A 21958-nucleotide genomic window follows, 5' to 3' on the forward strand; every position below is an offset into this window, starting at 1 on the left:
GTATCACCCGTTGGGCCTGTGTCACCCGTTGCACCTGTGTCACCTGTTGGGCCTGTGTCACCCGTAGGACCTGTGTCGCCCGTCGCACCTGTGTCACCCGTTGGACCTGTGTCGCCCGTTGGACCTGTATCACCTGTTGGGCCTGTGTCGCCTGTCGCACCTGTGTCACCTGTTGGACCTGTGTCACCCGTTGGACCTGCGTCACCCGTTGGGCCTGTATCACCCGTCGCACCTGTATCACCCGTAGGACCTGTGTCACCCGTCGCACCGGTATCACCGGTTGGGCCTGTGCTGCCCGCTGGCCCCGTATCACCCGTTGGACCGGTCCCCCCCGTCGCACCTGTGTCACCCGTTGGGCCTGTATCGCCCGTTGGACCTGCGTCACCCGTTGGGCCTGTGTCACCCATTGGGCCTGTGTCACCCGTTGGGCCTGTGTCACCCGTTGGGCCTGTGTCACCCGTTGAGCCTGTGTCACCCGTCGCACCGGTATCACCCATTGGGCCTGTGTCACCCGTCGCCCCTGTGTCACCAGCTAAACCAGCCGTTGGCCCAATCCATTGACCATGTGTATTGATGACTGGCAAGCTATTTATCGATATCTCTGAAACATTCACACCGCTCGTAACATCTAGAGAGCTCAACGTAGCAGCACCATCTTCAGAAATAATGACATTACCGTCACTGTCTAGAACTGATCTAGCTGTGCCAGCTCTCTTTGCATACGCAGAACGTGGGACATAACTGATTGGGGTTGCTTTATCCATCAAGTTATATGCTGAAGGGTCTACACTCTCCGCGCTTGTAGCATCGGCGTACTCACTTTCCGAACCAATGATAACAACGTCAAATTCAACATTTGTCTCTTCAAACAGATCGACATGTAGGGGCATTCGTTCCCCCAGCTCTACGCTATAGACACCTTCTTTAACGACCACTCGATGTAGCTCTTCCCACAGTGGTAGTTCACCGGAATAACGTGAATCTGAGCCATCATTGGGAGAGTCAAATATTCTGAATTTAAACCATAAGGTATCACTCACGAATTGGTCGGTGTTTGAATCTCGCAGAATACCATTATGCAGCATGGTGATTGATTGCTCTGACGTCGATGACATTGCTGAGCCAGAGGTTAACAATGAGCCAATCAAAGCTGGCAGCAAACTTTTTTTAAATAACTTCATAGATTTCCCTCTCTATCAAAGAGAACCATTTAGTGAAGAGGATTCCATACTGAAAGAGATCTCAACACTTAAAGCATATTCGCTGTTTGATAAATCTGTTTCCATTGACTGGAATGGTTTCATTACTGAGTCTGTTGAACTGTCGGTACCCATCATTGAGCCGTTCAAAACGAACTTTGTCTTATTTAATTCTGGATCAGAGTCACTTTCCGCATCTTCAACCGCTTTAATAGGACTAACACCATTTGAGAATGAGATCGTTGTATCGTTACACCCAAACAAGCCAAACGATCCACATAAAATGAATATCTTCGTCAAATTTTGTCTCATAATACACCCATACAATACAACATACTGTTAAAGATAGTAGTATTTATTATTGGCAAGATCAACTGGTTATTTGATACCTAAAGACATAGGTTCGAATGTAGAGCTTTATGCTTTTTCCAGCCACCTTCTTTCCTATATGAGTGAGTTATCCCCCCAACCAACCGCTGGTGGCGTCCGATAAAAAAGTGTCTTGTTTAACGACTTAATGATAACTGTAGTGAGGCGAAGCACGTATTCACGGCTTACATGTGCGTTCATGATACGGTAGTAACACCGTTTAAGAGAGAGGAGTAGGTTGACGAAACAGAAGTTTACATCGTTAGGTATGATTCATCACGGATAAGTGGCCTCTCTAAAAGTCAATGAGCTAAGCAACAAATATTGCTCAGCTCAATCCGTTTCCGCTAAAGTTGTGTACTGCTTACTAACGCCCGTAGTTAATAGATAGAACCCTCCCCCTCAAGTCAATTGCCGCACCTGAAGTATCAGAGCAGAGAATATGGTATTTATCGCTTGCCAAATTTTGTGCCCATATCGCGCAAGTACTTGCTGACTCATTTAAAGAGCTTCTGAATAAGTTTGCGGTAACATGTGCCCCCATATCATTGATGCCCAGCAAAAGCTCTATCGCCCGGCTTGATACGTTGTAACTTATGCCGATGGGGGATGCTATTGCACCGCCATATGAATACCAAGTAACACTACCGCTACCATCAACCTCCGCTCTACCTACTAGCTTAAACCCTGAACCTGTTGGGCCTGTTGGGCCTGTTGGGCCTGCGTCACCAATGGCGCCGGTCGCACCAATAGGACCAGTGTCTCCCGTTCCACCCTCGGAACCGATTGTCCCTGCAGGACCAGTTTCTCCCGTCGGCCCTGTGTCACCCGTTGGACCTGTGTCACCCGTTGAGCCTGTGTCACCCGTTGAGCCCGCTGCACCTTGACCACCAGTCGCACCTGTTGGACCTGTGTCACCTTGACCACCAATCGTACCCGTTGGGCCTATAGCACCTTGATCACCCGTCGTACCCGCTGGGCCTATGCTTCCTTGAGCGCCGATCGCACCCACTGGTCCTATGCTTCCTTGAGCGCCAGTTGCACCCGCAGAGCCTATAGCACCTTGAGCGCCAGTCGCACCCACTGAGCCTATACTACCTTGGCCGCCAGTCGCACCCACTGAGCCTGTGTCACCTTGGTCACCAGTCGCACCCGATGCACCTATAGCACCTTGGTCGCCGATCGAACCTACTGAGCCCATGTTACCTTGAGCGCCAGTCGCACCCGCCTGCCCTACGTTACCTTGGTCGCCGATCGCACCTACTGAGCCCATGTTACCTTGAGCGCCAGTCACACCTGCTGGCCCTTCGTCACCTTGATCGCCAGTCGCACCTACTGTGCCTATGTCACCTTGATCGCCAGTCACGCCCACTGAACCTGTGCTTCCTTGGACGCCAGTCGCGCCCACTGGGCCTGCGTTGCCTTGATCGCCAATTGCACCCGCCAAGCCTGTATTGCCTTTATTTCCAGTTGCACCCACTGGCCCTATGTTTCCTTGATCGCCAGTTTCACCCGCGGGGCCTGTGTTACCTTTACCTCCAGTAGCACCTGCTTGCCCTATATCACCTTGATCGCCAGTCGCACCCGCTGGGCCTATGCTACCTTGAATGCCAGTCGCACCCGCTGGGCCTATGCGACCTTGAATGCCAGTCGCACCCACTGGGCCTATGTTACCTTGATCGCCAGTCAAGCCCACTGGGCCTATGCCACCTTGAATGCCAGTCGCACCCGCTGGACCTATGCTACCTTGAATGCCTGTCGCACCCGCTGGGCCTATGTTGCCTTTATCGCCAGTTGCACCCGATGGACCTGTGTCACCTTTGTCGCCAATCGCACCCGCAAGGCCTGTATTGCCTCTATTGCCAGTAACACCTGTCACACCTGTGTTACCTTTAGTACCAGTTATGCCCGCAGGGCCTGTATTACCTTTATCGCCAGCCACACCTGCTGAGCCTGTGTTGCCTTTATCGCCAGTCGTACCCGAGGGGCCTGTGTTGCCTTTATCTCCAGTCGCGCCTGCTGAGCCTGTATCGCCTTGGTCGCCAGTCGCACCCGTTGGGCCTGCATCTCCGTTCTCACCCGTGGCCCCCGTTGGGCCTGTATCACCTTGACTGCCCGTCGCGCCTATGTCACCAACTATACCCGTCGTTGGTCCAATCCATTGGCCATGCGTATCAATGATCGGCAAGCTATTTATCGAAATTTCTGAAACATTCACACCGCTCGTAACGTCTAAAGAGCTCAACGTAGCACTCCCATCTTCAGAGATAGTGACGTTACCCTGACTGTCTAGAATGGCTCTAGCTACGCCGGCGCTCTTTGTATACGCAGAACGTGGGACATAACTGATTGGAGTTGGTTTATCCATTAGTTCATACGTTGAAGGGTCGACACTCTCCGCGCTTGTAGCATCAGCGTACTCACTTTCCGAACCAATGATAACAACATCAAATTCTACATCGCTCTCTTCAAATCGATCGACGAGTAGAGGCGTTTTTCCCCCAAGCTCTACGCTATACATACCTTCATAAACGACCACTCGATGTAACTCTTCCCACACTGGTAACTCACCGGAATAACGTGAATCGGAACCATCGCTAGGGGAGTCAAATATTCTGAATTTAAACCATAAGGTATCATTGACTAATTGGTCCGTGTTTGAATCACGCAGGATCCCATTATGTAGCATGGTGATTGCTTGCTCTGAAGTCGATGACATCGCAGAGCCAGAGCTTAACAATGAACCAATCAAAGCGGGCAATACACTTTTTTTACATAACTTCATAGATTTCCCTCTCTATTAAAGAATACTTATTAGTGAAGAGGATTCCATACTGAAAGAGATCTCAACACTTAAAGCGTATTCGCTGTTTGATAAATCTATTTCCATTGGTTGGAATGGTTTCATTACTGTGTCTATTTAAGCATTCATACAACATAGCATACTGTTAATGATAGTATTACTTGTTTTTGACAAAATCAACTCAATATTGAATCGACAAACCAATCTAGAGGGATGATTTGGAGTGGAGGGATAGAGCGCTTTCGGTGAGAGGTTTAAATGAAGCAAAGTAAAGGGAGCGTGACCTACGCTCCCTTTTAATTACAGATACTTTTCTATGGGTAGTAACTGAAGGAAGCCCGATTGCATTCTTTCCCAGTTGCCAGTTTCCGGCTCTTTCTCCCATACCTTATCGTTGGCATACCAAACAACATTGCCATCGTCTAGTATGAGGTTCCAACTGTTTGCCTCTTTCAATGCTGGAGTAATATGCTCGGTTAGCTGCTGAGCAACTTTTTCGCTCTCAATGATAAGAAGTGATTCCGTATTTAGGTAAGTTGATCGCAAATTAAAGTTAAACGACCCTATCGCTGCGATCTTTGAATCAAACACCGCCGACTTAGTATGCAGCCCATATGGGACCTTTGGCGCGCATTTTGAATCATCTTTTGTCGATTCATTACATAGTTTGGTATCAGGCATCAACTCAAACAGAGAAATGCCATGCTCTAGCATATCTTTTCGTCTGCCCGCATACGCAGAATGATTGGTCACCAAATCATTCGACGCCATTGAGTTAGTTAAGGCCCTAATCTCAACACCACTTTCTCTAAGTGCTTGCCACCCTTTTAGCTGCTCATCGTCAAAGACAAGATAAGCCGATTCAAGCAGAACCTGATTCTGAGATTCTCGAGCAAGCTTCCCCAACGCTTGAGCAGTAATCTTAGGTTCGTCAGTATTACTTACGTCATCAGGCACTGGTGTGTCTGAGATATAATCAGCTTTTACCAGGCTCATTTCACTAAGCCTGTCTTTCATAAACTGTCGTGACGATTTAGCGCCTTTAGGTAGGTTTGGAAACCCTAGATAAACGGGTGTGGCGATTTTAGGTAACGTCGGGCTTTCTGAGGTCGCTTCACCGCCCAACATCTCAACTGGGTATGACCAAGGGCTGTCCCAGTAACCCACAAAGCTTGTTTGAATCTCACCGACAACCTCACCCGTTACCAATGCGTCACGGTCACGAAAGTTGATTTCATCGGAAAGATCAAAATACTCATCGCCAATGTTTCTTCCCCCTACGACAGAGAAAGCGCCATCAACGGTAAACGATTTATTATGCATACGGCGATTGAGTCGTGAAAAGTCGCCAAGAAACTCAAACCACTTGCCTAAACCCCGTCTTGTCGGCGTTGGGTTGAAGACTCTAATTTGAACATTAGGGTGTGTATCTAACGCGGTTAACAGATCTTCTCGCTGATTTAAGTTTATGTCGTCCAATAACACTCTGACTGACACACCGCGGTCTGCTGCAGCCAACAATCGACTCGCTAAGTAGTGGCCAGATTTGTCTGAATTCCAAATATAGTACTGGATGTCTATGGAATGTTCGGCGGAGTCTACCAATGCTAAACGTTGTGATAATGCCTGCCAACCACTGTCCTGTATCAACACACCGCTCTGATCTGGCACTTCTGTATTGGAAAGATAACTTTCGCTTAAACTCAAAAGCGTACTCTCTGGTACCGCCTTTTGAGGGTCGCTGTCATGACTGATCGATTCTGGTAGCGATGAGCACCCCGCAAGTGAAGCGATCAAAAGCACTGAGCTCGTGATACGATTTAACGTCGGCATTAAATGACTTCCTTTTCTTTTTTAGCTTCAGTTGGTTTTGCTTGAAGCCATACGCAGAGCGTAGTTCGATAATTCAACCTATAGAATAGCAAAAAGGCGAACCAAACGGCTCGCCTTTTCAACTACTTATTGATGTGAGTAGTTGTTTATTGATTTCATGCTTGGAAACGTCACAAGCACTATTGGCTTAACAATTTCCTCATTGGCTCTTGCTCAGTGTATTCCACCGCCGCCGATCGCCCGAGAGCATCAATGGTCTCTTTGTCACCCATCACGACATAAACTTGTTGCGCTGGTAGGTGATCAACAACATCAAGACCGAGTTCTTGAATGCGTTGCTTCACTTGCTCCTCTTTACTTTGGTGATATTTAACAAAATAACGAGGTATTTGCTCTGCACTCTCTTCTAGCCGTTTATCATCAAATGGAAAACCCTGATTATTGGCTAGGCTTGCCCCACACAGGACAACCGAAAAGATTAGGCTCGCAAAAGTCGTCAACCTACGTATTAAAAATACTCGCTTCATTGTGCCCTCTTATTCAAAGGTTAAACTCCAGCTGTTGAGCGTGCCAACATCTCTCCAAGCACTATCAACCACTTTGAGTTGCCAAACACCTGACGCCTCGTAACCTGTGAAGTTCGCATCATAACTCGACTTAATATTATCAGCACTTCCTCCACTATTCGCATGAAGTGCCACTTGTGCACCAGAAGGTGAAGTCAATGTGATGTAAAGATCACCAATATACGTGTGACTGATGTCTAGTGTGACTCGAACAACACCTGCGTCACCACTTCGGCTTACATCAAGATCGCTAACTGCACCAACATAGCTATTGTCTGGTATTTCTGCACCCATCGTGTTTTCAAACGTCCAACCGTTTGAACCACCTGTTGGTCCATTACATCCAGAATCAAGGTGGAGTTTTGCCGCGTTTGCGTCCACTAAACCATGACCTGTGCGATTGTCACGTCCGGCAACATCGATATCAACTGCAGTCTCTGCCAGCGCAGAACGAATCTGCTCAGCGCTACACTCTGGATGATAGCTCCAGACTAAGCCTGCAACGCCCGCTACATGCGGTGTCGCCATTGATGTACCATTGTAGTACTCGTAATCTTCGTTCAACGTTGTAGACAGTGAAATTTCGTTGCCTACTTCGTTTAGTAAAGACAGGCCAAACTCGCGATCTACACTCACTGATACCACAGGGAATTGATTGTCTCTATCCACAAGGAAAGGATTTTGCAAACCCGAAAGTTCCGCGTTGCTGTATACAACCACAGCGCGCGCACCGGCGTTGTAACACGCTTCGACAGCATTGATTTCTGGGTAATCCCCTGAAGATTGATTGCCAATACGTTCAGTTAAACAGATCTTGCCAGTCATATCGCCACACGAAAACGCGCCACTCGACACGTCACAAGCAGCCAATGGTGCCGTGATTGAACCCGCGATCGGTTCTGGCCCAAAACTTCCGTTGTTCTGAACCAATCGATTATGCGGAACAATGCCACGTTCAAATTGGCTTACACCATTTAATGTAATATCAGAAAGTTTACCTTCCCCAACCGTCACAGTTGATAGGATCGCCACACCTGGGCCAGAGACTTCAACCTGATCAGTCGATTGTGAAAATGCTGCATGATCATTTTGGTTGTCAGTCGCGGCAACCGACATAACCGAATCATACGATGCTGGGTAGCTGTGTGCAGTATTACCGTCATTACCAGCAGCCGCTATCAACAATACGCCTTGTTCGTAAATAGTTTGGAGTGCTGCCTTCTCAGTTTGACTCGACTGACTGCCACCCAAGCTCATGTTCACTACATCTGCACCGTTATCAGCACATGTCTGTATCGCTTTAACTAAGCTTGAAGAGTAACCCCAACCTTGTTCATTAAAAACTTTAACGATATGTAGATTAACATTCTGATTTGGTAGAACGCCTTTGATTCCTTCCGTGTTGGCGATAGCAGCGATGGTGCCCGCTACGTGTGTTCCGTGGGAGTTATCTGTTCCAGGGATGTTCCATGAACCCGTGCCACTATCATTTGTACCCGTCACACGGTTCCCGCTAAGATCGTTGTGTGCAAGATCGTAACCAGAATCAATGATACAAATGGTGCGATTTCCTGAGTTAGAGTCATCCAACAGGTCAGCGTTTACTGCGTTGTATCCCCACGGTGTTGTTTCACTCAGTAAGTAGCGAGGTGGATCAATTTCAACATATTCAACATCTGTTCGCGTTCTTAGTTCCTCAAGTTTTGAGTTCTCTAATTCAACACTGTAGATTGCATCTTTACCTAGCTTCTCTACCTCTCGAGCATCAAGTTCGCTTAAAACGCCTTCTTGCACGATCTCAGGTGCAATCAGCATTCCTCCACTCATAGTCGAAAGCCTAGAAGTATCCTCTTTAAATTTAACGATGTATTTTGTGGGTAGTGATGACTCGTCAAAGCCTACTAACGGTGCTGCGTAACCTAATGTTGGAAGCGTCATAGCCAATGACAAGGTTACTAAGCCTATCTTTTTATTATGCATTTGCCTTATTTCCTTTTCAGACAATATTTATTCATCTTGTATTCAGTCACAGTCAATTTAGAGAATGACGAGTGACGTGCTTAGCTAGTCTTAAATAGAAAGCATCGCCAAACCATTTCAGCGATGAATCGTTATAAATGAACAAAAGATCGGCAATCCAACAGATAGAGTGAATACTCAATAGACGCACCATTATTCTTATAAAGCAATGACTTAATAATAATTTTTGCATTGCGAGTCACTTAGCTTGAGTATTTATTCTATAAATTTAATATTGCTTGATATTCACTAAATCTATTGAAATGAGACAGCGGTACCAAAGCTACTTTTTTGAATTTTATTGCAATTGACAAATCCGACCAGTAAGTCGAAGCTTACCTTTCTTAGTGAGAGTAATTCTCAAATGTAAGTTCGAAAGAGACTATTATGAAAAAAATAATTTCGTTACTGAGTGTCATTCTTCCACTCGCTTCAGCGTCAGCAGCAGAACCTAACACATTCGTTGAGCCACTAAGCGCAGCACAAATTGCGAGTGCTCAAAGACAACAAACCTATACCTATGTTCGCTGTTGGTATCGGACAAGCTATGCCATAGAAGATGCCGCGACCGATTGGGAATGGGCGGAAAACCCAGATGGAAGCTACTTTACGATCGACGGTTATTGGTGGAGCTCACTCTCTTTCAAAAACATGTTTTACACTGATACCCCTCAAAGCGTCATTCGTGAACGTTGTGAGCAGACATTAGATCTGGCAAACGACAACGCAAACATCACCTACTATGCAGCTGACAATCGCTTCTCATACAACCATACGATTTGGAGTAATGATCCTGTCATTCAACCAAATCAGATCAACAAGGTAGTTGCGCTAGGCGACAGTCTTTCTGATACAGGCAATATATTTAACGCTTCTCAGTGGCGTTTCCCGAATCCAAATAGCTGGTTCTTGGGCCATTTTTCTAACGGATTTGTCTGGACGGAATACATTGCCAATGCCAAGAATCTACCACTCTACAACTGGGCTGTTGGCGGAGCTGCGGGCGAAAACCAATATATCGCGTTGACGGGTGTAGGCGAGCAAGTTTCCTCATACCTTACTTACATGAAACTCGCGAAAAATTATAACCCAGCCAATACACTGTTTACGTTGGAGTTCGGCTTAAATGATTTCATGAACTACGGTAGAAGTGTTGCAGAAGTAAAATCGGATTACTCCGAAGCGTTAATACGATTAACCGATGTGGGGGCAAAAAACTTACTATTAATGACGCTACCTGATGCGACAAAAGCACCGCAATTCAATTACTCGACACAAGAAGAGATCGAAGTGATTCGAGAAAAGATCATCGCGATGAATGCGTTTATTCAAGCGCAAGCTGACTACTATATCTCGCAAGGCTATAACATAACGCTTTATGATGCGTATTCGCTGTTTGACAGCCTCACTTCGAATCCTCAGGAGCATGGGTTTGAGAACGCGACGGCCGCCTGTTTGAATATTAATCGCTCTTCCGCGGCAGATTATCTCTACAACCATTCTTTGCGTAATGAATGTGCAGCTTACGGAGCAGATAAGTTTGTATTTTGGGATGTCACCCACCCTACAACCGCAACGCACCGCTACGTCGCAGAAAAGATGTTAGAAAGCAGCAATCAACTGTCTAATCATCCTTTCTAAAATAAGACCTATAAACAAAGGCGAGCATATTTGCTCGCCTTTTCGTTATTGTCCTACCCGAAGTAAAAAGGATCTAGAAAGACTTCAGGATATCTGAGTGATATTCCGACACATCCAAATCAACGCCGTATTCTTTCGCTAGTTCGTCTAATTTTTCTTGAGCGGTATTCAAGCTATCCATCGTGATGGTGTTGTCGTCCAGTTGCCAAAGCTGACGTGAGCCCTCGTAGCTAAACTGAAGCGCCAGCATTGCATCAGCGTTACCCTGCTCTGCCGCCGCATCCAGTTTTCTCTTCTTACGATAAATCAAGTTTAACGACTGCTTAAGGTCCCATACGTAGGCTACTTCGTGCATTTTAGGGTGGCTTTTAAGCTTACTGAGCGTCACCACGACTCCAATCGCACTGACAACAACACCCAGTAAATTCCAATGAAAGTGAGAACCCGATTCTGAAGGAAACAAAGCAATCAGTGTCTGAGAAATCGCCAAACTCGCGACGGCAAGAGCAGCGATACACGAAACAATGACGACATTTAAACGGGAACGGTATAACTGCTTATCGATCTTCTGTAATTTCATTGATAATCCATTGTTAGAACAACACTAACATCGCTTAGATTGGGGGGAATAATTCGCTCATTATACATTGTTATCGATTCAAAAGGGGTTGAGCCACGATTATGTTGACGACTGCCCCTTCACTTGCGCGACGTTTGCTCGACGATTCAATAACCAACAACAGGCCAAGCCAATACATAATCCCCAAAATGCACTGCCTATTCCAAGAAGGTCAATACCTGACGCGGTTAATAAGAACGTCAACAGAGCGGGCTCACGGTATTTGGAATCTGCCATCGACACCGATAAACAATTCAACAACGTGGGCATAATCGCTAACCCGGCAATCGCAATTACGATAGCTTGAGGAACTGCGCTAAACAGTGATACAAACGACATGCCCATAATCCCCGCCAACAAATAGAATACACCCATCGACACGCCTGCCATGTATCGTGTTTTTGGATCTTCGTCCGCATTTGGCCCCATACAAATCGCTCCTGTTATCGCCGCTAAATTAAACGCAAATCCACCAAAAGGTGCCAATAGCAAACCAGTGACACCAGTTGTCGTTATCAATTTAGACGAGTCAACCTTGTAGCCATTTGCTTTCAATACTGCAAATCCCGGTAAATTTTGAGAGGCCATAGTCACAATAAACAATGGAATACCAACACTGATCATCGAGAAGAGTTCAAAGTCTGGAACCATTAACACCGGCGAGGTTATCCCCATTGTCACTTGTGTAAGATCGAGTTTCCCCATCCCGATACACATAATGAGTGCGATCAAAAAAATACTAGGGATCAGCAAGTTGCCCAATCGAACTTTGGCTAATATGAACAGTGCCAGCATCACGGCGACAACGAGTAGCTCTTCCATGAGAGACGTAAACAGACCAAGGCCAAATTGCAGTAAGATCCCCGCTAACATGGCCGATGCAATTGATGTTGGTATCTGCTTTAACACCTTTTCAAATATTCCCGCTAACCCCACCAGCGTGATCAATAGCGAGCTAAACAAAAACACAGCGATCGCCTGATTCATCGTTAACCCATCAAGCGAGGTGATCAGTAAGGCAGCGCCAGGCGTCGACCACGCGGTAACAATCGGTTTCTTATAGTACAAAGACATTAATATCGTCGTCGCACCCATACCAATGCCTAACGCCCAAAACCAAGAAGCAACTTGATCTTCCGTGGCGCCTGCGCTCATCGCAGCTTGGAAAATGATCGCTGCTGCACTCGCATAACCAATGAAAACGGCGATAAATCCCGTACTGATATGAGAAAATTTTAACTGAGTCATGTTAATTCCCCTCCTTGTGCGTTATAACGTCCATACATTCAATCTAGCACCCGTGCGTTATAGCGCACAAGTTATTTGTTGAAAAAATATGCAAACAGAAATCAAAGTTGGTGATAATTTAAAGCGTCTTCGTAAGGACAAAGGCTGGAGTCTAGACAAAGCAGCGAAAGAAACAGGTGTCAGCAAAGCCATGCTTGGGCAAATAGAGCGTGGTGAGTCAAGCCCTACGGTCGCAAAGCTATGGCAGATCGCTTCAGGGTTCGAGGTTTCATTTTCGAGCTTTATCACCACCAGTTCTAACAATGAACTCACCAGCCTATTTAGAGACGCCAATGAGCTTAGACGCGAGGAGTACAACGTTGGTTTTTTTGTCAGCTTGTTGTTCCCTTTTGAGCCTGAACTTGGCTTTGAGATATTCGAACTTACCCTCGCCCCGAATTATCAGCACGAATCAGAGCCGCACAACCTAGGCGTGACTGAGCACATCTTATGTATTTCAGGCGAAATGGAAGTACTGTTTGATGGGAAATGGCATAGGTTACAAGCCAGCCAAGCCGTTCGCTTTAACGCCAATCAGCTGCATGGATACAAAAATATAGGCAAGGATAACGCCGTATTCCACAATGTGATTCACTACCCACAGAGTAAGTAACCGCGCATAACTATAATCCGATTTCCTCTAGTCATTGAGAGCGTATAGAGGCTCGAAAGGATCAAGCTGCTTGACAAGATCCTTTCGAACAATTAAATTACAAACCGACCAGACGGTCAGTGGCATTAAAGTAAGTTAAAAGCATGGACAAAAGACAACATATTATTGAAGTCGCGACTCGTATGTTTTCAGAAAACGGGTTCGAGAAAACGCCAATTTCCGTAGTCTGTGAAGAAGCACAGGTTTCCAAAGGGCTGGTTTTTCATCACTTCAAGAACAAAAATGAGCTTCTTCGAGAAGTCTTCATTCATATCACTACGATAATTGAAGAGGTTGACCAACAGGATGCGAATGTAAACAGCAATGACATCCGCATAGAGTCTCTCATTGATTCTATCTTTGACGGAATGACGGTGTCTAAGCACCGTAAAATGTACCAGTTCAACTTTAGCGTTATGGTGCACCCAACGACTAGAGCAATCGTGGTTGACTTGATTGAAGAAAGATACAAAGGGTTACAGGTTTCGACAGAAGCCGTGTTTAAGGCTCTTGGATTTAGCAATCCAGCAGTCATCACTAAGATGTTTATCGCCGAAATCGACGGTATTTCAATGAACTACCTTCTGAATGATGATTTTCCGATTGAAGAGATAAAGCAAGAATTTATAAAAAAATACAGCCGATAAGCTCTTAAACTACGCACAATTTGGTGCGTATTTTTTTCAACCAACAACAAACCGACCAGCCGGTCAGATAGTTTAGAGAAATAAGAAGGAAAAGATGAAAACTCCATACGAAATACAATTTGAAGCGTTTAACGCAGACAATTACTACACCGAAGCACATGCAAAACTGTATGCGCAGTTTGCCCAAGAGCTCATAGAAGAAGGTAATTACTCAATCTTATATAAAGGTGTCGCGCACGCATGTTACACACCAATTACGATTGATCGCGCCCCTCAATTGAAATGCTTTGTGCTCGCACCATTAGCGGTATTACCAGAGCATCAAGGTAAAGGTTACGCCACGCAACTTATGGAACAGGCTGAAAGCGAACTAGGTGCAGATGTGGTATTCGTTCTCGGAGATCCGAAACATTATGCTCGACGCTTCAATGCGAGACATAGCGTGGCTTTGCCTGTGGGTTCTGATGAAAAACCAGAATTCTGGTTTGCTCGTGAAGTAACGCCCGGAGCACTAAACGGAATTGGCAAATCTTCATCAAGTATAAAAGGTGTGTTCGCAAACCCACTCATGTGGAGCAACCCAGAAGAGCAAATATAACGTCTTTACTTTAAACCTTTATAACTAATAACAAGGTGATTTTTGACTAGAACACTAATTAGCATTGTATAAGCGGCGTGTTTGCTGCCAAAGGCGACAAGCACATGTTCAAAACCAACCATGAGGAAAAATTTAACTACAACCGGAGAAATCCCGTGAATTTATCGAAACAAGAACAACGTGTACTTCATACACTTGCTATGGGCGGAGAGATTCGTCGTTACCTAGATGACAATAAAAAGATCACAGAAGTCATTTGTTTTACCCGCGAAGGTTATGGCTTATCTAACTGCACACTCGATGTATTTAGAAGCCTAAAAAGAAAAAAAATGATCAGCTCAAAAAGTGGCGAACCCTACCGAATAACCTATTTCGGCGCGACGTCTGTACAAGCTCAGATGAATCAAAGATAGGTATCATTAGCAAAGGCGAACCAGGCGGTGCGCCTTTTAAACTAACTTGTCTTTTCGCTATGAATCTACTCAGGCTAGTAATTCTAGCGCGCAGTAAAGCCATGTTAATGCTCGATTATCGACGGCCAAATCGAGCCAAGTAGTGCCAGATCTTCTTGATGTCTTGTTCCTCGAAGCCATATTCGTTAACAGCAATTCCGAGAAGCTTTGCATCAAGCACACCATCAATTGCAAGTTTTTGGGCTAACTCAATAAAGGACAAGCCACGGTAGTCTGGGTAACGGCCCATCTCTTCAACTGATAATTGAAACCCACCATGCCACTCAATGGGAATACCAAGCTGGGATGCATACTCGTCGACTTGGCTCTCTTTGTATATTGGATCTAACACAATACTTTCAATGTCGTCATGCACAGATATAACTCCATGCACATGGGCTTCAATATAATCATCTAGCAAATCCGCATTTGAAGATATCGCCATGCTGATTAGAGCATCTGCGTTATCCGTAGTAGCAAAGTCCTGCGGATTAAAATAACTATCAGGATAACAAAATGTTGTTCTTTTGAGTGTATGAGGCTTCAACTTGAAGTAGGCAGAACCAAAGCGTGGCGCAGCGCCAATCTCATCATTTTTGTAGTTCAGCGCTCCATATTTGGGGCGAAAGCAATTCTCGGCGTTGTCGTAGGCCCCGCCAAAGATTCGTTGTTCCCACAACCAGCGGTCCCCACCTTTGTATGCGGTAAGTCCCCCATTACTTGTGTGCGTTTCAAACTGTGACTTTAAGTATCCATCTTTGGCGATCGCCAAAAGTAGCGGAATGTTCGATGAGGTGTATCGGTCAGGATGAAAGTTGATGGTCACATCATGGCCAATAACAGCATCTCCACCGTTAGACTTAGCTTTTACCATCTCGATTGCCTTACTCACCGCGATTTCAGTCATTTACATTCCTTTTAGGGTTTCACTTTCAATGAACAGCTAGCTAATCAATGTATCTCATTCGTCGTGAGACTCAATAAATTTGATTGCTAATGCTTCGCCCGAGCCACTGTGTATTCCCGTACCTTCACCCTTAAAACCCCAGTGACCTTCAATAACTGAACGTATAATGATTGCATCGGCACCTAACTTTACTGCATCTTTTGTCATCGCTTTGATAATGCCTGGGCCACTGTAATCGTGAAAGATGGTTTGCCCCGTTGTCATTGTTATAAGCCCTAACTCTTTGTAATTAGAGCCGACAGGAGGCTCATACAAAACTTCGATTTGATCGCTAAACTCATTTTCGACCACCGTCGTTTTTGCGCATCCACCCAAGGTAAACATAGCCAGAGCTAGAACCATTAAACGTGTGAACTTGGCATTTGATAGACTATTTTTCACTGTCATTAACATCTGTTTTTCTTCTCTCTTGTCGAGTAGCCGCAACTAGCAAGCTAGGTAAAATGCTCCGTCCCTAGAGCAAACAGAAATAAATTGGTGTATTACTTATCGGCGAGTAACTTTGCAGCAGAACGCATTAATGCTGGGCCTTTGTTTTCACCGTACCCTGAGTGATAAGGATTGGTCGAGAACATCACCCCGACAAAATCTCGTTTAGGATCGATGTAGATCATTTGCCCTAAGTTACCGCTTTTCGCCATAGCACCGTCGTCGTAGATGAAGTCAAAATGAAACGACTGATAGCTCGACATCTCATTGAACGCCCCGGCCGAACTCTTTTGCTTGGCAGAGCCTTGGTGACTCTCGCGGTTTCCATTCTCATGAATCAGGCGAATCACGTTGTCGCTGACTACTTGCTCAGTCGCCACAGCACTCCAGCTTGGAGTGAACAATGTACCAAAGCGAGCTTTGTCTTCTAACGTTGACAACACAAGACCGAGTGAGATTGCCGTGCCATCCGGAGCTTGGTTAAAGAGGATTGGTTGACGAGCTGTGGTTTTGCTCCACACTCGATCTTCAAACACTTGAGTAAAAGTTTTGTTTTCGATGTTCTCAATCATCTTCGTCAGAATCATGGTATTGATGGAGGCATAACGGAACCGCTCTCCCGCGTTTTCACCAGTTAGTTTTTCCGTATCCTGCGCGACAGTAATCCAGTCTTCATATTGGCCTGTAGAGTGGCGTGGAGAGCCCGTAATTGAAGCGAAGAATCGAACCACTGGCGAATCTGGGTTTAAAATCGAGTCCAATGTTTCTTCGTTATCTAACCCTGTGGTGTGATTTAATCCATCACGCACTGTCACTGCATCCCAAACCGTGTTTTTCAACTCAGAGACATAAAAGCTCATCGGCTTGTTGATATCCACCTTGCCCTCTTCAACCAGTTGAGCAATCACCAAACCTACGGTTGTTTTCGCTGACGATGCCCAAACATGGCGATCAGTTGGTTTCATACCTGGATAAGCTTCATAGATGACCTCACCCTTATGAATCAACATGAAGCCCTGAGTACGAAATTCTGGATCCGCTAAGTAATCCTTCATTGTCATTTCGCCCTTGCCCACGGTTTCAACCGTCAGGCTATCAAGACTCTTGTTAATTTTTCGCACTAATGGCTTATATTCTTCACTCGGTGAAGCGACTGCAGTTGTCATGAACTCATTCATACTCTTGTTGTAATAAAGCGCATGATCACCGCCCATTTGCCAATGGAAGTTATTGAAGTTAGTACGCGCGGCGTCAACAAACTCGGGCGTGAACGCATTTTTAGCTCGCTCTACTGGCATCGAGACAGAAGCACCTTCGACACTTAACGCTGCCTCAACTGGATTTTCTGTTATTGCTTTAGAAGATGTACCGGCCAATGCAGTTGCCGATACGAGAGAAATTAATATCGCTATTGGTTTAAGTTTCATTAGGTATCTCCTGTAAATCTGGAGCCATTATAAAAAACTCATCGCACACAAATAGGTCATTTGGTGACATTTGAACCAGTAGCAATTACCCTTGTATTAGATTCGGCAAGTCGCAGAGCGTACAGCTATGAAAGCTTCCCATAGCACCACCAAACTATTGGTCACAGCGTCAAATAACCTTTTCCCTTACATTGAGTTTTGTAATAAACACCATATTCCTTGGCGAACAATCGCAAGTGAATGCGGCATCCAACCTCATTTATTAGCAGAAGAACAATGGCTGGCAACCAAAGATGTACTTAAGTTCCTTCACCGAGTGGAGCAACAATATGGTAAGAAAATAGGCATTGAAGTTGGTCAACTCGCGACCATAACGCTACTTTCTCCCAATATAGAAAAGCTGGTTGGGTCAGTGTCCTCTCTGGACGACGCTATTCATGTACTTGTCTCTGAAATCAACAAGCTTTCGAATCACGTCAATATCTGGACTGAGTTTAAAGATGGAAGATGGTGGTTATGTCACCGCAGTTGCTACCATCCTTCTAACTTGGGCTTTGAACAAGCCGAATGGTTTAGAACCTGTGCACTGGTTAATTACTGCCAACGATATTTAGGTGATGCTTGGCAGCCAGAGATTACCCAACTGATTTCCAGTCGCTCACAATATGATGATCTGTCAAAGCAATACCGTAACTCAACGTTAGTGTTTGAATCAGACTATGGCGCTTTAAGTATTCCAATGCCAGATGGCTATCGGCCATTAACAATCAATCAGGCACAACCCGACTGGTTTGAATCGGTTGTGAAGTTGATTGAAACCTACGCATTTCTTCCGTGGTTTAACATAGAGTGGTTTGGTGACATGCTCGGGATGTCTAAAAGAACACTGCAACGAAGTTTGAAGACGCAGAGTTTAATCTTCATAGATTTGAAAGAGTCAGCCCGCTTTAACAAAGCTAAGCAACTATTGATTGAAACACCGCTGTCCGTGCAAGAAATCAGTTGGCAGGTGGGCTACACAGACTTGAGCAACTTTAACCGCGCCTTTAAGAGGTGGTCTGGGATGACAGCGCCTAAGTATCGAAAAAGCAAAATCGAAGCTCAAAACGACAAAAGCGAGCACTAGGCTCGCCTTTAGAAAGGATTATATTCACTGCTGACAGTCAGAAACAGTCGTGTCTAATTATGATAAACTACAGATTAATTGGAGGCTGTACATGCTACTTTAGTAATTGCTGCTTTAAGTACTGGCCAAGTAGGGTCTGCTTATAATCAGTATGTCCTGGAGCGTATTCAGTCACGTCTAAATTCACTGTATTCTCATTAGCTTCCATCACAGAAGATAAACCAGCCGGTTCATGATCCCATAATGTTCCGGCTTTATAAGCACTTTTTAAAACGTAATCCTTCTTTGACATACAGTTGATCAGCTTCAAACGATCATGCTTTTCAAAAATAGAATGCCATTGCTCATTATCACTTGAGACAGCACCTGCAAGTACATATGCTACAGATACCTTATTGGCCGAACTTAGCTCATTTAGCGTATGTCTAACGATACGCCCGCCAAGTGAATGCCCCATTAGTATACAGTTTTCAAACTGTTCCTCACTTTCTAGGTATTTTGCTAGGCTTACTGACACATGGCGCGTTTCATGAAAAGACGTTTTCCAGTGTCCAATAACCTTATCGACAACAAAACCACCAGCAGTAGCGATCATACCAATCAGATTTGTTCTAGCCATTAAAGTCGCGGCAAACCCTAGTTTACTACCGCAGGCAATCTTCGCATCAGGTACGACTCCTTTATCAAACACCATATCTTTGAGATTACCCGCTTTCCATTGAACTCGGACAACCTTATGCTCGGGATAAAGCTCATCGACGATTTCAAGCCAATCCTCTGAGCATTCTCCATTCTGAGTCATGAAGCCATTAATAATAATAACCGCCGGCAACTTTCCATCTCGAACGCCAACTAGCTCACACGATGGCGTTTCTCTTAAGTCTAGATCTTCAGTTCTCGGTTCAGTCAAAGAGCCTTTAACACCTTTTAACAATGAATTTACATCAAACCCAGGAAGAGAGGCTTTAAATTTATTTAACATTACTTATGACCTTTGACGATTTTCTGTGCTTTAAAAGCCAAACTGATTACACCGTAGAGAAAGACAATGAACACAAAAATAGCGATAAATTTCATTGATTAGCCTAAAACCTTATTAAAAACAAACGCAATAACAGCCACTACCATAATGGCAATATTTATCATTAAAGATTTCTTTTCATGTTTAATAATTAACTTTCGCTCTTCAGCCATTTCATTGCGGATATCCGTTGCAACTTTATTAATGCGCTGGTCGACTATATTCAATAAACTTTCAAGCTTTGACTCATCAATGCCTAGGTCGACGCTTTTTGATGTTTCCACTACTTCTTTCAAGTTTTTGGTCGATTCATCGAAACGTTCTAAGGCGCCCTCGAACCGCTTTTTTATATTATCAGTCATACTAAGTTCCAGTAAAAATCTGCATGCTTTCCGAACAAGGTTAAACCCTAGTTTTATACGCTTCCCGACTTGTTAGACAACTCAGACGCAACAATGGAAGAGTATTTAAACAGAATTGACGCTGCATCTAAAAGATACCTTAGTTCTTCATCGTTGGTGTTTTCCACTTTGCCTAGGTCCATGACAAAGAACCTTTCAGACTTCAAATATTCATACGCTTCTAAAAGCCAGTCATTAACGAATGAACTAAATACGTACCCGTAAAAGTCGAAGAGGTCTATATGATTGGACATGACTCTTATCTGCTCTAGGTTATCAAAGATAACCTCCCTATCAATTAGGGTATAATCAAAGTCTCTTTCGATATGGACAGTAACCGAAGTCATACCAGAGCGGCATTCATATTCAATAGATTCACCCAACTCGGAAATTTTAGAAAACCAAGCCTTACCACCTGGTTTGATATGACTCAAGTCAGATAAGTGAGGGGTAAGCATAGACACTATTTTGCTAAACATTATTCTTTCCTAACAATTCGCAGACTTCGACATTGACCGCTACAAACTGGTCCCAAGAATACTGCTTTGAGTAATTTAATTGATACTGAAGCTCTACTCGGCATATATCAGGGCGAGTGTCGTATATGCTACAACGCATATCTTTCCCAAGGTGGCGACAAACACCATCCCCCCTATCTAAGGACTGAGTTAACTCAGACAGATGAACATTGCTACAGCATTTACCACATTGATTACAAGGGAAAGGCTTTTGGCTCATAAGCTGTTCAACCAATCACGGGTGCTGTTAACATTGTTCGCTTCAAATGGCAGTTCAATGTTTCTTCGCTTCACTTCTTGAGCTAACAAATTACCTTTCTCGACTTCGCAATTAACAATAACTAAGTTGTCTGCAAATGTTCTTAACTCATCAGCATTCAAATTGAACTCAATTGCTGCTAACTCTAAAAGATATTCATCTAACTGCTCATTGACGGCTTGGAAGTACTCAAGCGTCTTTTTTGCGTCACTTTTAAAAGAGTCTAGATAATCCCATACCTTCGACATCATTTCGCTATGATCTAAAAAGTATGAAAAGCCAAGCGTCATAAGCCCTGAAGCCACAGCACTTACGAATGCTGCAATTTCAGCCCCAAATGGGAAAGTCAGTAAACTGGAAAGATGCTGATTCAAGATAGCACCAAGTGCAACGGATACACCGGTAGACAACACACGGATAACTTCTTTAGTAAGCTCTCCCGCAGAAAGCCTTTTAGGGTTAAAGAAAATCATCTTTGCTACAGTTGTAAGGCTGTTCCACATCTCTCTTACAAGCTTCACTAAGGTCTTTTGAGTAGTAAAAAAGATATTCATAACAGTTGTTGTGAGGCTTGAAAGCGCGCCTGCTAACATACCACTCTTGAATTCTTCGAAGATATCTTTGAATCTTGATTTGACCCGATTCCAAATAGACACCCCAATGGCTTTCAAACGCTGTAGAAACTTGTCGAAAGTAAATGACTCATTTTTGTCTTTAAACAGTTCAGGAATCGCATCTTTTAACTCAAACCAAACCTCAGCAAACACAATGCCTAGAGCTTGGCGAACTCCCATCTTGAATCCGCTTTTAGCAGCATCATATCCAGTATCCTTTAGGAACTTGCTACTTGTGTAATACTGCTTATTAATTTCAGCATCGTACTCTTTTCTTGCCTTTTGATCGGCTTTTTTCATTTCTTTAGGGTCAATGCTTTCCAGGGCTTCTAGGTGCTCTTTCTCTTTGCGAACTTTGTCTTCTAGTTTCCTCTTACGGTGCTTTTGCTCTGGTGTAGTAGGATTTTCTAGAAGCTTTAGGGCCTCTGTATTCTTTTGGATACTGTGCTTCTTTTTATCAATCGTTGCCGGCAGTTTTTCATTCAAAAACACATCCATTGAATGGTTAGAC

At 44.6% G+C, this 21958-nt stretch carries 22 protein-coding genes; 6 read left to right on the forward strand and 16 right to left on the reverse strand.

The features are described 5' to 3' along the window. From F0231_RS21170 to F0231_RS17110, 6 genes are all read right to left on the reverse strand, one after another. A partial coding sequence (locus tag F0231_RS21170; RefSeq protein ID WP_216612299.1) for a hypothetical protein occupies window positions 1-1181 on the reverse strand: 1181 nt, incomplete at its 3' end. A 15-nt stretch (window positions 1182-1196) separates the two neighbouring features. Beyond that, a complete protein-coding gene (locus F0231_RS17090; protein ID WP_171760912.1) occupies window positions 1197-1499 on the reverse strand; it encodes a hypothetical protein in 303 nt (100 codons plus the stop codon). A gap of 436 nt (window positions 1500-1935) precedes the next feature. Continuing rightward, complete coding sequence (locus F0231_RS20850; protein ID WP_216612301.1) at window positions 1936-4353, reverse strand: hypothetical protein; 2418 nt, start codon at window positions 4351-4353, stop codon at window positions 1936-1938. A 318-nt stretch (window positions 4354-4671) separates the two neighbouring features. Next, complete coding sequence (locus F0231_RS17100; RefSeq protein ID WP_171760913.1) at window positions 4672-6204, reverse strand: phospholipase D family protein; 1533 nt, start codon at window positions 6202-6204, stop codon at window positions 4672-4674. A gap of 179 nt (window positions 6205-6383) precedes the next feature. Continuing rightward, window positions 6384-6731: an ATPase gene (locus F0231_RS17105; protein ID WP_171760914.1), complete on the reverse strand. Its 348-nt coding sequence runs from the start codon at window positions 6729-6731 to the stop codon at window positions 6384-6386. 9 nt (window positions 6732-6740) lie between these two features. Next, entirely contained in the window at window positions 6741-8750 is a 2010-nt protein-coding gene (locus tag F0231_RS17110; RefSeq protein WP_171760915.1) for a S8 family serine peptidase, read from the reverse strand. 426 nt (window positions 8751-9176) lie between these two features. On the opposite strand from F0231_RS17110, the gene F0231_RS17115 reads away from it, so the two are divergent. Then, a complete protein-coding gene (locus F0231_RS17115; protein WP_171760916.1) occupies window positions 9177-10430 on the forward strand; it encodes an SGNH/GDSL hydrolase family protein in 1254 nt (417 codons plus the stop codon). A 73-nt stretch (window positions 10431-10503) separates the two neighbouring features. Here the strand turns inward: F0231_RS17115 and F0231_RS17120 are convergent, their stop codons facing one another. Together F0231_RS17120 and F0231_RS17125 are read right to left on the reverse strand one after the other, a co-directional pair. Next, entirely contained in the window at window positions 10504-11010 is a 507-nt protein-coding gene (locus F0231_RS17120; RefSeq protein ID WP_171760917.1) for a DUF3087 domain-containing protein, read from the reverse strand. Between the two features lie 99 nt (window positions 11011-11109). Continuing rightward, window positions 11110-12297 carry a benzoate/H(+) symporter BenE family transporter gene (locus F0231_RS17125; protein ID WP_171760918.1) on the reverse strand — a complete coding sequence of 396 codons (1188 nt, stop codon included), beginning with the start codon at window positions 12295-12297 and terminating at the stop codon, window positions 11110-11112. Between the two features lie 88 nt (window positions 12298-12385). On the opposite strand from F0231_RS17125, the gene F0231_RS17130 reads away from it, so the two are divergent. The 4 genes from F0231_RS17130 (at window position 12386) to F0231_RS17145 (ending at window position 14646) form a co-directional block, all read left to right on the forward strand. After that, on the forward strand, window positions 12386-12949 hold the full coding sequence (locus F0231_RS17130; protein WP_171760919.1) for a helix-turn-helix domain-containing protein: 564 nt from the start codon (window positions 12386-12388) through the stop codon (window positions 12947-12949). A 143-nt stretch (window positions 12950-13092) separates the two neighbouring features. Next, entirely contained in the window at window positions 13093-13635 is a 543-nt protein-coding gene (locus tag F0231_RS17135) for a TetR/AcrR family transcriptional regulator (RefSeq protein WP_171760920.1), read from the forward strand. 94 nt (window positions 13636-13729) lie between these two features. Next, on the forward strand, window positions 13730-14233 hold the full coding sequence (locus F0231_RS17140; protein WP_171760921.1) for a GNAT family N-acetyltransferase: 504 nt from the start codon (window positions 13730-13732) through the stop codon (window positions 14231-14233). Window positions 14234-14388: 155 nt separating this feature from the next. Next, window positions 14389-14646: a YjhX family toxin gene (locus F0231_RS17145; RefSeq protein WP_171760922.1), complete on the forward strand. Its 258-nt coding sequence runs from the start codon at window positions 14389-14391 to the stop codon at window positions 14644-14646. A gap of 115 nt (window positions 14647-14761) precedes the next feature. Here the strand turns inward: F0231_RS17145 and F0231_RS17150 are convergent, their stop codons facing one another. The 3 genes from F0231_RS17150 to F0231_RS17160 all read right to left on the reverse strand — a co-directional run bounded on the left by F0231_RS17150 (window position 14762) and on the right by F0231_RS17160 (window position 17508). Continuing rightward, complete coding sequence (locus tag F0231_RS17150) at window positions 14762-15592, reverse strand: DUF3626 domain-containing protein (RefSeq protein WP_171760923.1); 831 nt, start codon at window positions 15590-15592, stop codon at window positions 14762-14764. A 54-nt stretch (window positions 15593-15646) separates the two neighbouring features. After that, the gene (locus F0231_RS17155) at window positions 15647-16045 is read right to left on the reverse strand and encodes a hypothetical protein (protein WP_253825823.1); all 399 of its coding nucleotides are present in this window, start codon (window positions 16043-16045) and stop codon (window positions 15647-15649) included. Between the two features lie 89 nt (window positions 16046-16134). Then, window positions 16135-17508: a serine hydrolase gene (locus F0231_RS17160; protein WP_171760924.1), complete on the reverse strand. Its 1374-nt coding sequence runs from the start codon at window positions 17506-17508 to the stop codon at window positions 16135-16137. A 127-nt stretch (window positions 17509-17635) separates the two neighbouring features. On the opposite strand from F0231_RS17160, the gene F0231_RS17165 reads away from it, so the two are divergent. Further along, entirely contained in the window at window positions 17636-18634 is a 999-nt protein-coding gene (locus tag F0231_RS17165; RefSeq protein ID WP_171760925.1) for an AraC family transcriptional regulator, read from the forward strand. A gap of 94 nt (window positions 18635-18728) precedes the next feature. Here F0231_RS17165 and F0231_RS17170 read toward each other — a convergent pair whose 3' ends face one another. From F0231_RS17170 to F0231_RS17190, 5 genes are all read right to left on the reverse strand, one after another. After that, on the reverse strand, window positions 18729-19616 hold the full coding sequence (locus F0231_RS17170) for a DUF726 domain-containing protein (protein WP_171760926.1): 888 nt from the start codon (window positions 19614-19616) through the stop codon (window positions 18729-18731). Between the two features lie 98 nt (window positions 19617-19714). Further along, complete coding sequence (locus F0231_RS17175) at window positions 19715-20017, reverse strand: hypothetical protein (protein WP_171760927.1); 303 nt, start codon at window positions 20015-20017, stop codon at window positions 19715-19717. Window positions 20018-20070: 53 nt separating this feature from the next. Next, complete coding sequence (locus F0231_RS17180; RefSeq protein ID WP_171760928.1) at window positions 20071-20535, reverse strand: hypothetical protein; 465 nt, start codon at window positions 20533-20535, stop codon at window positions 20071-20073. Further along, window positions 20528-20794, reverse strand: a complete 267-nt coding sequence (locus F0231_RS21255) for a YkgJ family cysteine cluster protein (protein ID WP_171760929.1) — start codon at window positions 20792-20794, stop codon at window positions 20528-20530. Before F0231_RS21255 ends, F0231_RS17180 begins: the two co-directional genes overlap by 8 nt. After that, a complete protein-coding gene (locus F0231_RS17190; protein ID WP_253825824.1) occupies window positions 20791-21933 on the reverse strand; it encodes a hypothetical protein in 1143 nt (380 codons plus the stop codon). Before F0231_RS17190 ends, F0231_RS21255 begins: the two co-directional genes overlap by 4 nt. Window positions 21934-21958 lie beyond the last annotated feature (25 nt).

It is taken from the genome of Vibrio sp. RE86 (genome assembly GCF_013114545.1).
Lineage (GTDB): Bacteria > Pseudomonadota > Gammaproteobacteria > Enterobacterales > Vibrionaceae > Vibrio.

Bases quoted from the DNA above. Each gene is read 5' to 3' on its own strand.
- F0231_RS17155 (WP_253825823.1), bottom strand. From the start codon at position 16,045: ATGTTAATGACAGTGAAAAATAGTCTATCAAATGCCAAGTTCACACGT.
- F0231_RS17100 (WP_171760913.1), bottom strand. From the start codon at position 6,204: ATGCCGACGTTAAATCGTATCACGAGCTCAGTGCTTTTGATCGCTTCA.
- F0231_RS17170 (WP_171760926.1), bottom strand. From the start codon at position 19,616: ATGTTAAATAAATTTAAAGCCTCTCTTCCTGGGTTTGATGTAAATTCA.
- F0231_RS17140 (WP_171760921.1), top strand. From the start codon at position 13,730: ATGAAAACTCCATACGAAATACAATTTGAAGCGTTTAACGCAGACAAT.
- F0231_RS17105 (WP_171760914.1), bottom strand. From the start codon at position 6,731: ATGAAGCGAGTATTTTTAATACGTAGGTTGACGACTTTTGCGAGCCTA.
- F0231_RS17150 (WP_171760923.1), bottom strand. From the start codon at position 15,592: ATGACTGAAATCGCGGTGAGTAAGGCAATCGAGATGGTAAAAGCTAAG.
- F0231_RS17130 (WP_171760919.1), top strand. From the start codon at position 12,386: ATGCAAACAGAAATCAAAGTTGGTGATAATTTAAAGCGTCTTCGTAAG.
- F0231_RS17180 (WP_171760928.1), bottom strand. From the start codon at position 20,535: ATGTTTAGCAAAATAGTGTCTATGCTTACCCCTCACTTATCTGACTTG.
- F0231_RS17125 (WP_171760918.1), bottom strand. From the start codon at position 12,297: ATGACTCAGTTAAAATTTTCTCATATCAGTACGGGATTTATCGCCGTT.
- F0231_RS17165 (WP_171760925.1), top strand. From the start codon at position 17,636: ATGAAAGCTTCCCATAGCACCACCAAACTATTGGTCACAGCGTCAAAT.
- F0231_RS20850 (WP_216612301.1), bottom strand. From the start codon at position 4,353: ATGAAGTTATGTAAAAAAAGTGTATTGCCCGCTTTGATTGGTTCATTG.
- F0231_RS17120 (WP_171760917.1), bottom strand. From the start codon at position 11,010: ATGAAATTACAGAAGATCGATAAGCAGTTATACCGTTCCCGTTTAAAT.
- F0231_RS17110 (WP_171760915.1), bottom strand. From the start codon at position 8,750: ATGCATAATAAAAAGATAGGCTTAGTAACCTTGTCATTGGCTATGACG.
- F0231_RS17160 (WP_171760924.1), bottom strand. From the start codon at position 17,508: ATGAAACTTAAACCAATAGCGATATTAATTTCTCTCGTATCGGCAACT.
- F0231_RS17175 (WP_171760927.1), bottom strand. From the start codon at position 20,017: ATGACTGATAATATAAAAAAGCGGTTCGAGGGCGCCTTAGAACGTTTC.
- F0231_RS17135 (WP_171760920.1), top strand. From the start codon at position 13,093: ATGGACAAAAGACAACATATTATTGAAGTCGCGACTCGTATGTTTTCA.
- F0231_RS21255 (WP_171760929.1), bottom strand. From the start codon at position 20,794: ATGAGCCAAAAGCCTTTCCCTTGTAATCAATGTGGTAAATGCTGTAGC.
- F0231_RS17115 (WP_171760916.1), top strand. From the start codon at position 9,177: ATGAAAAAAATAATTTCGTTACTGAGTGTCATTCTTCCACTCGCTTCA.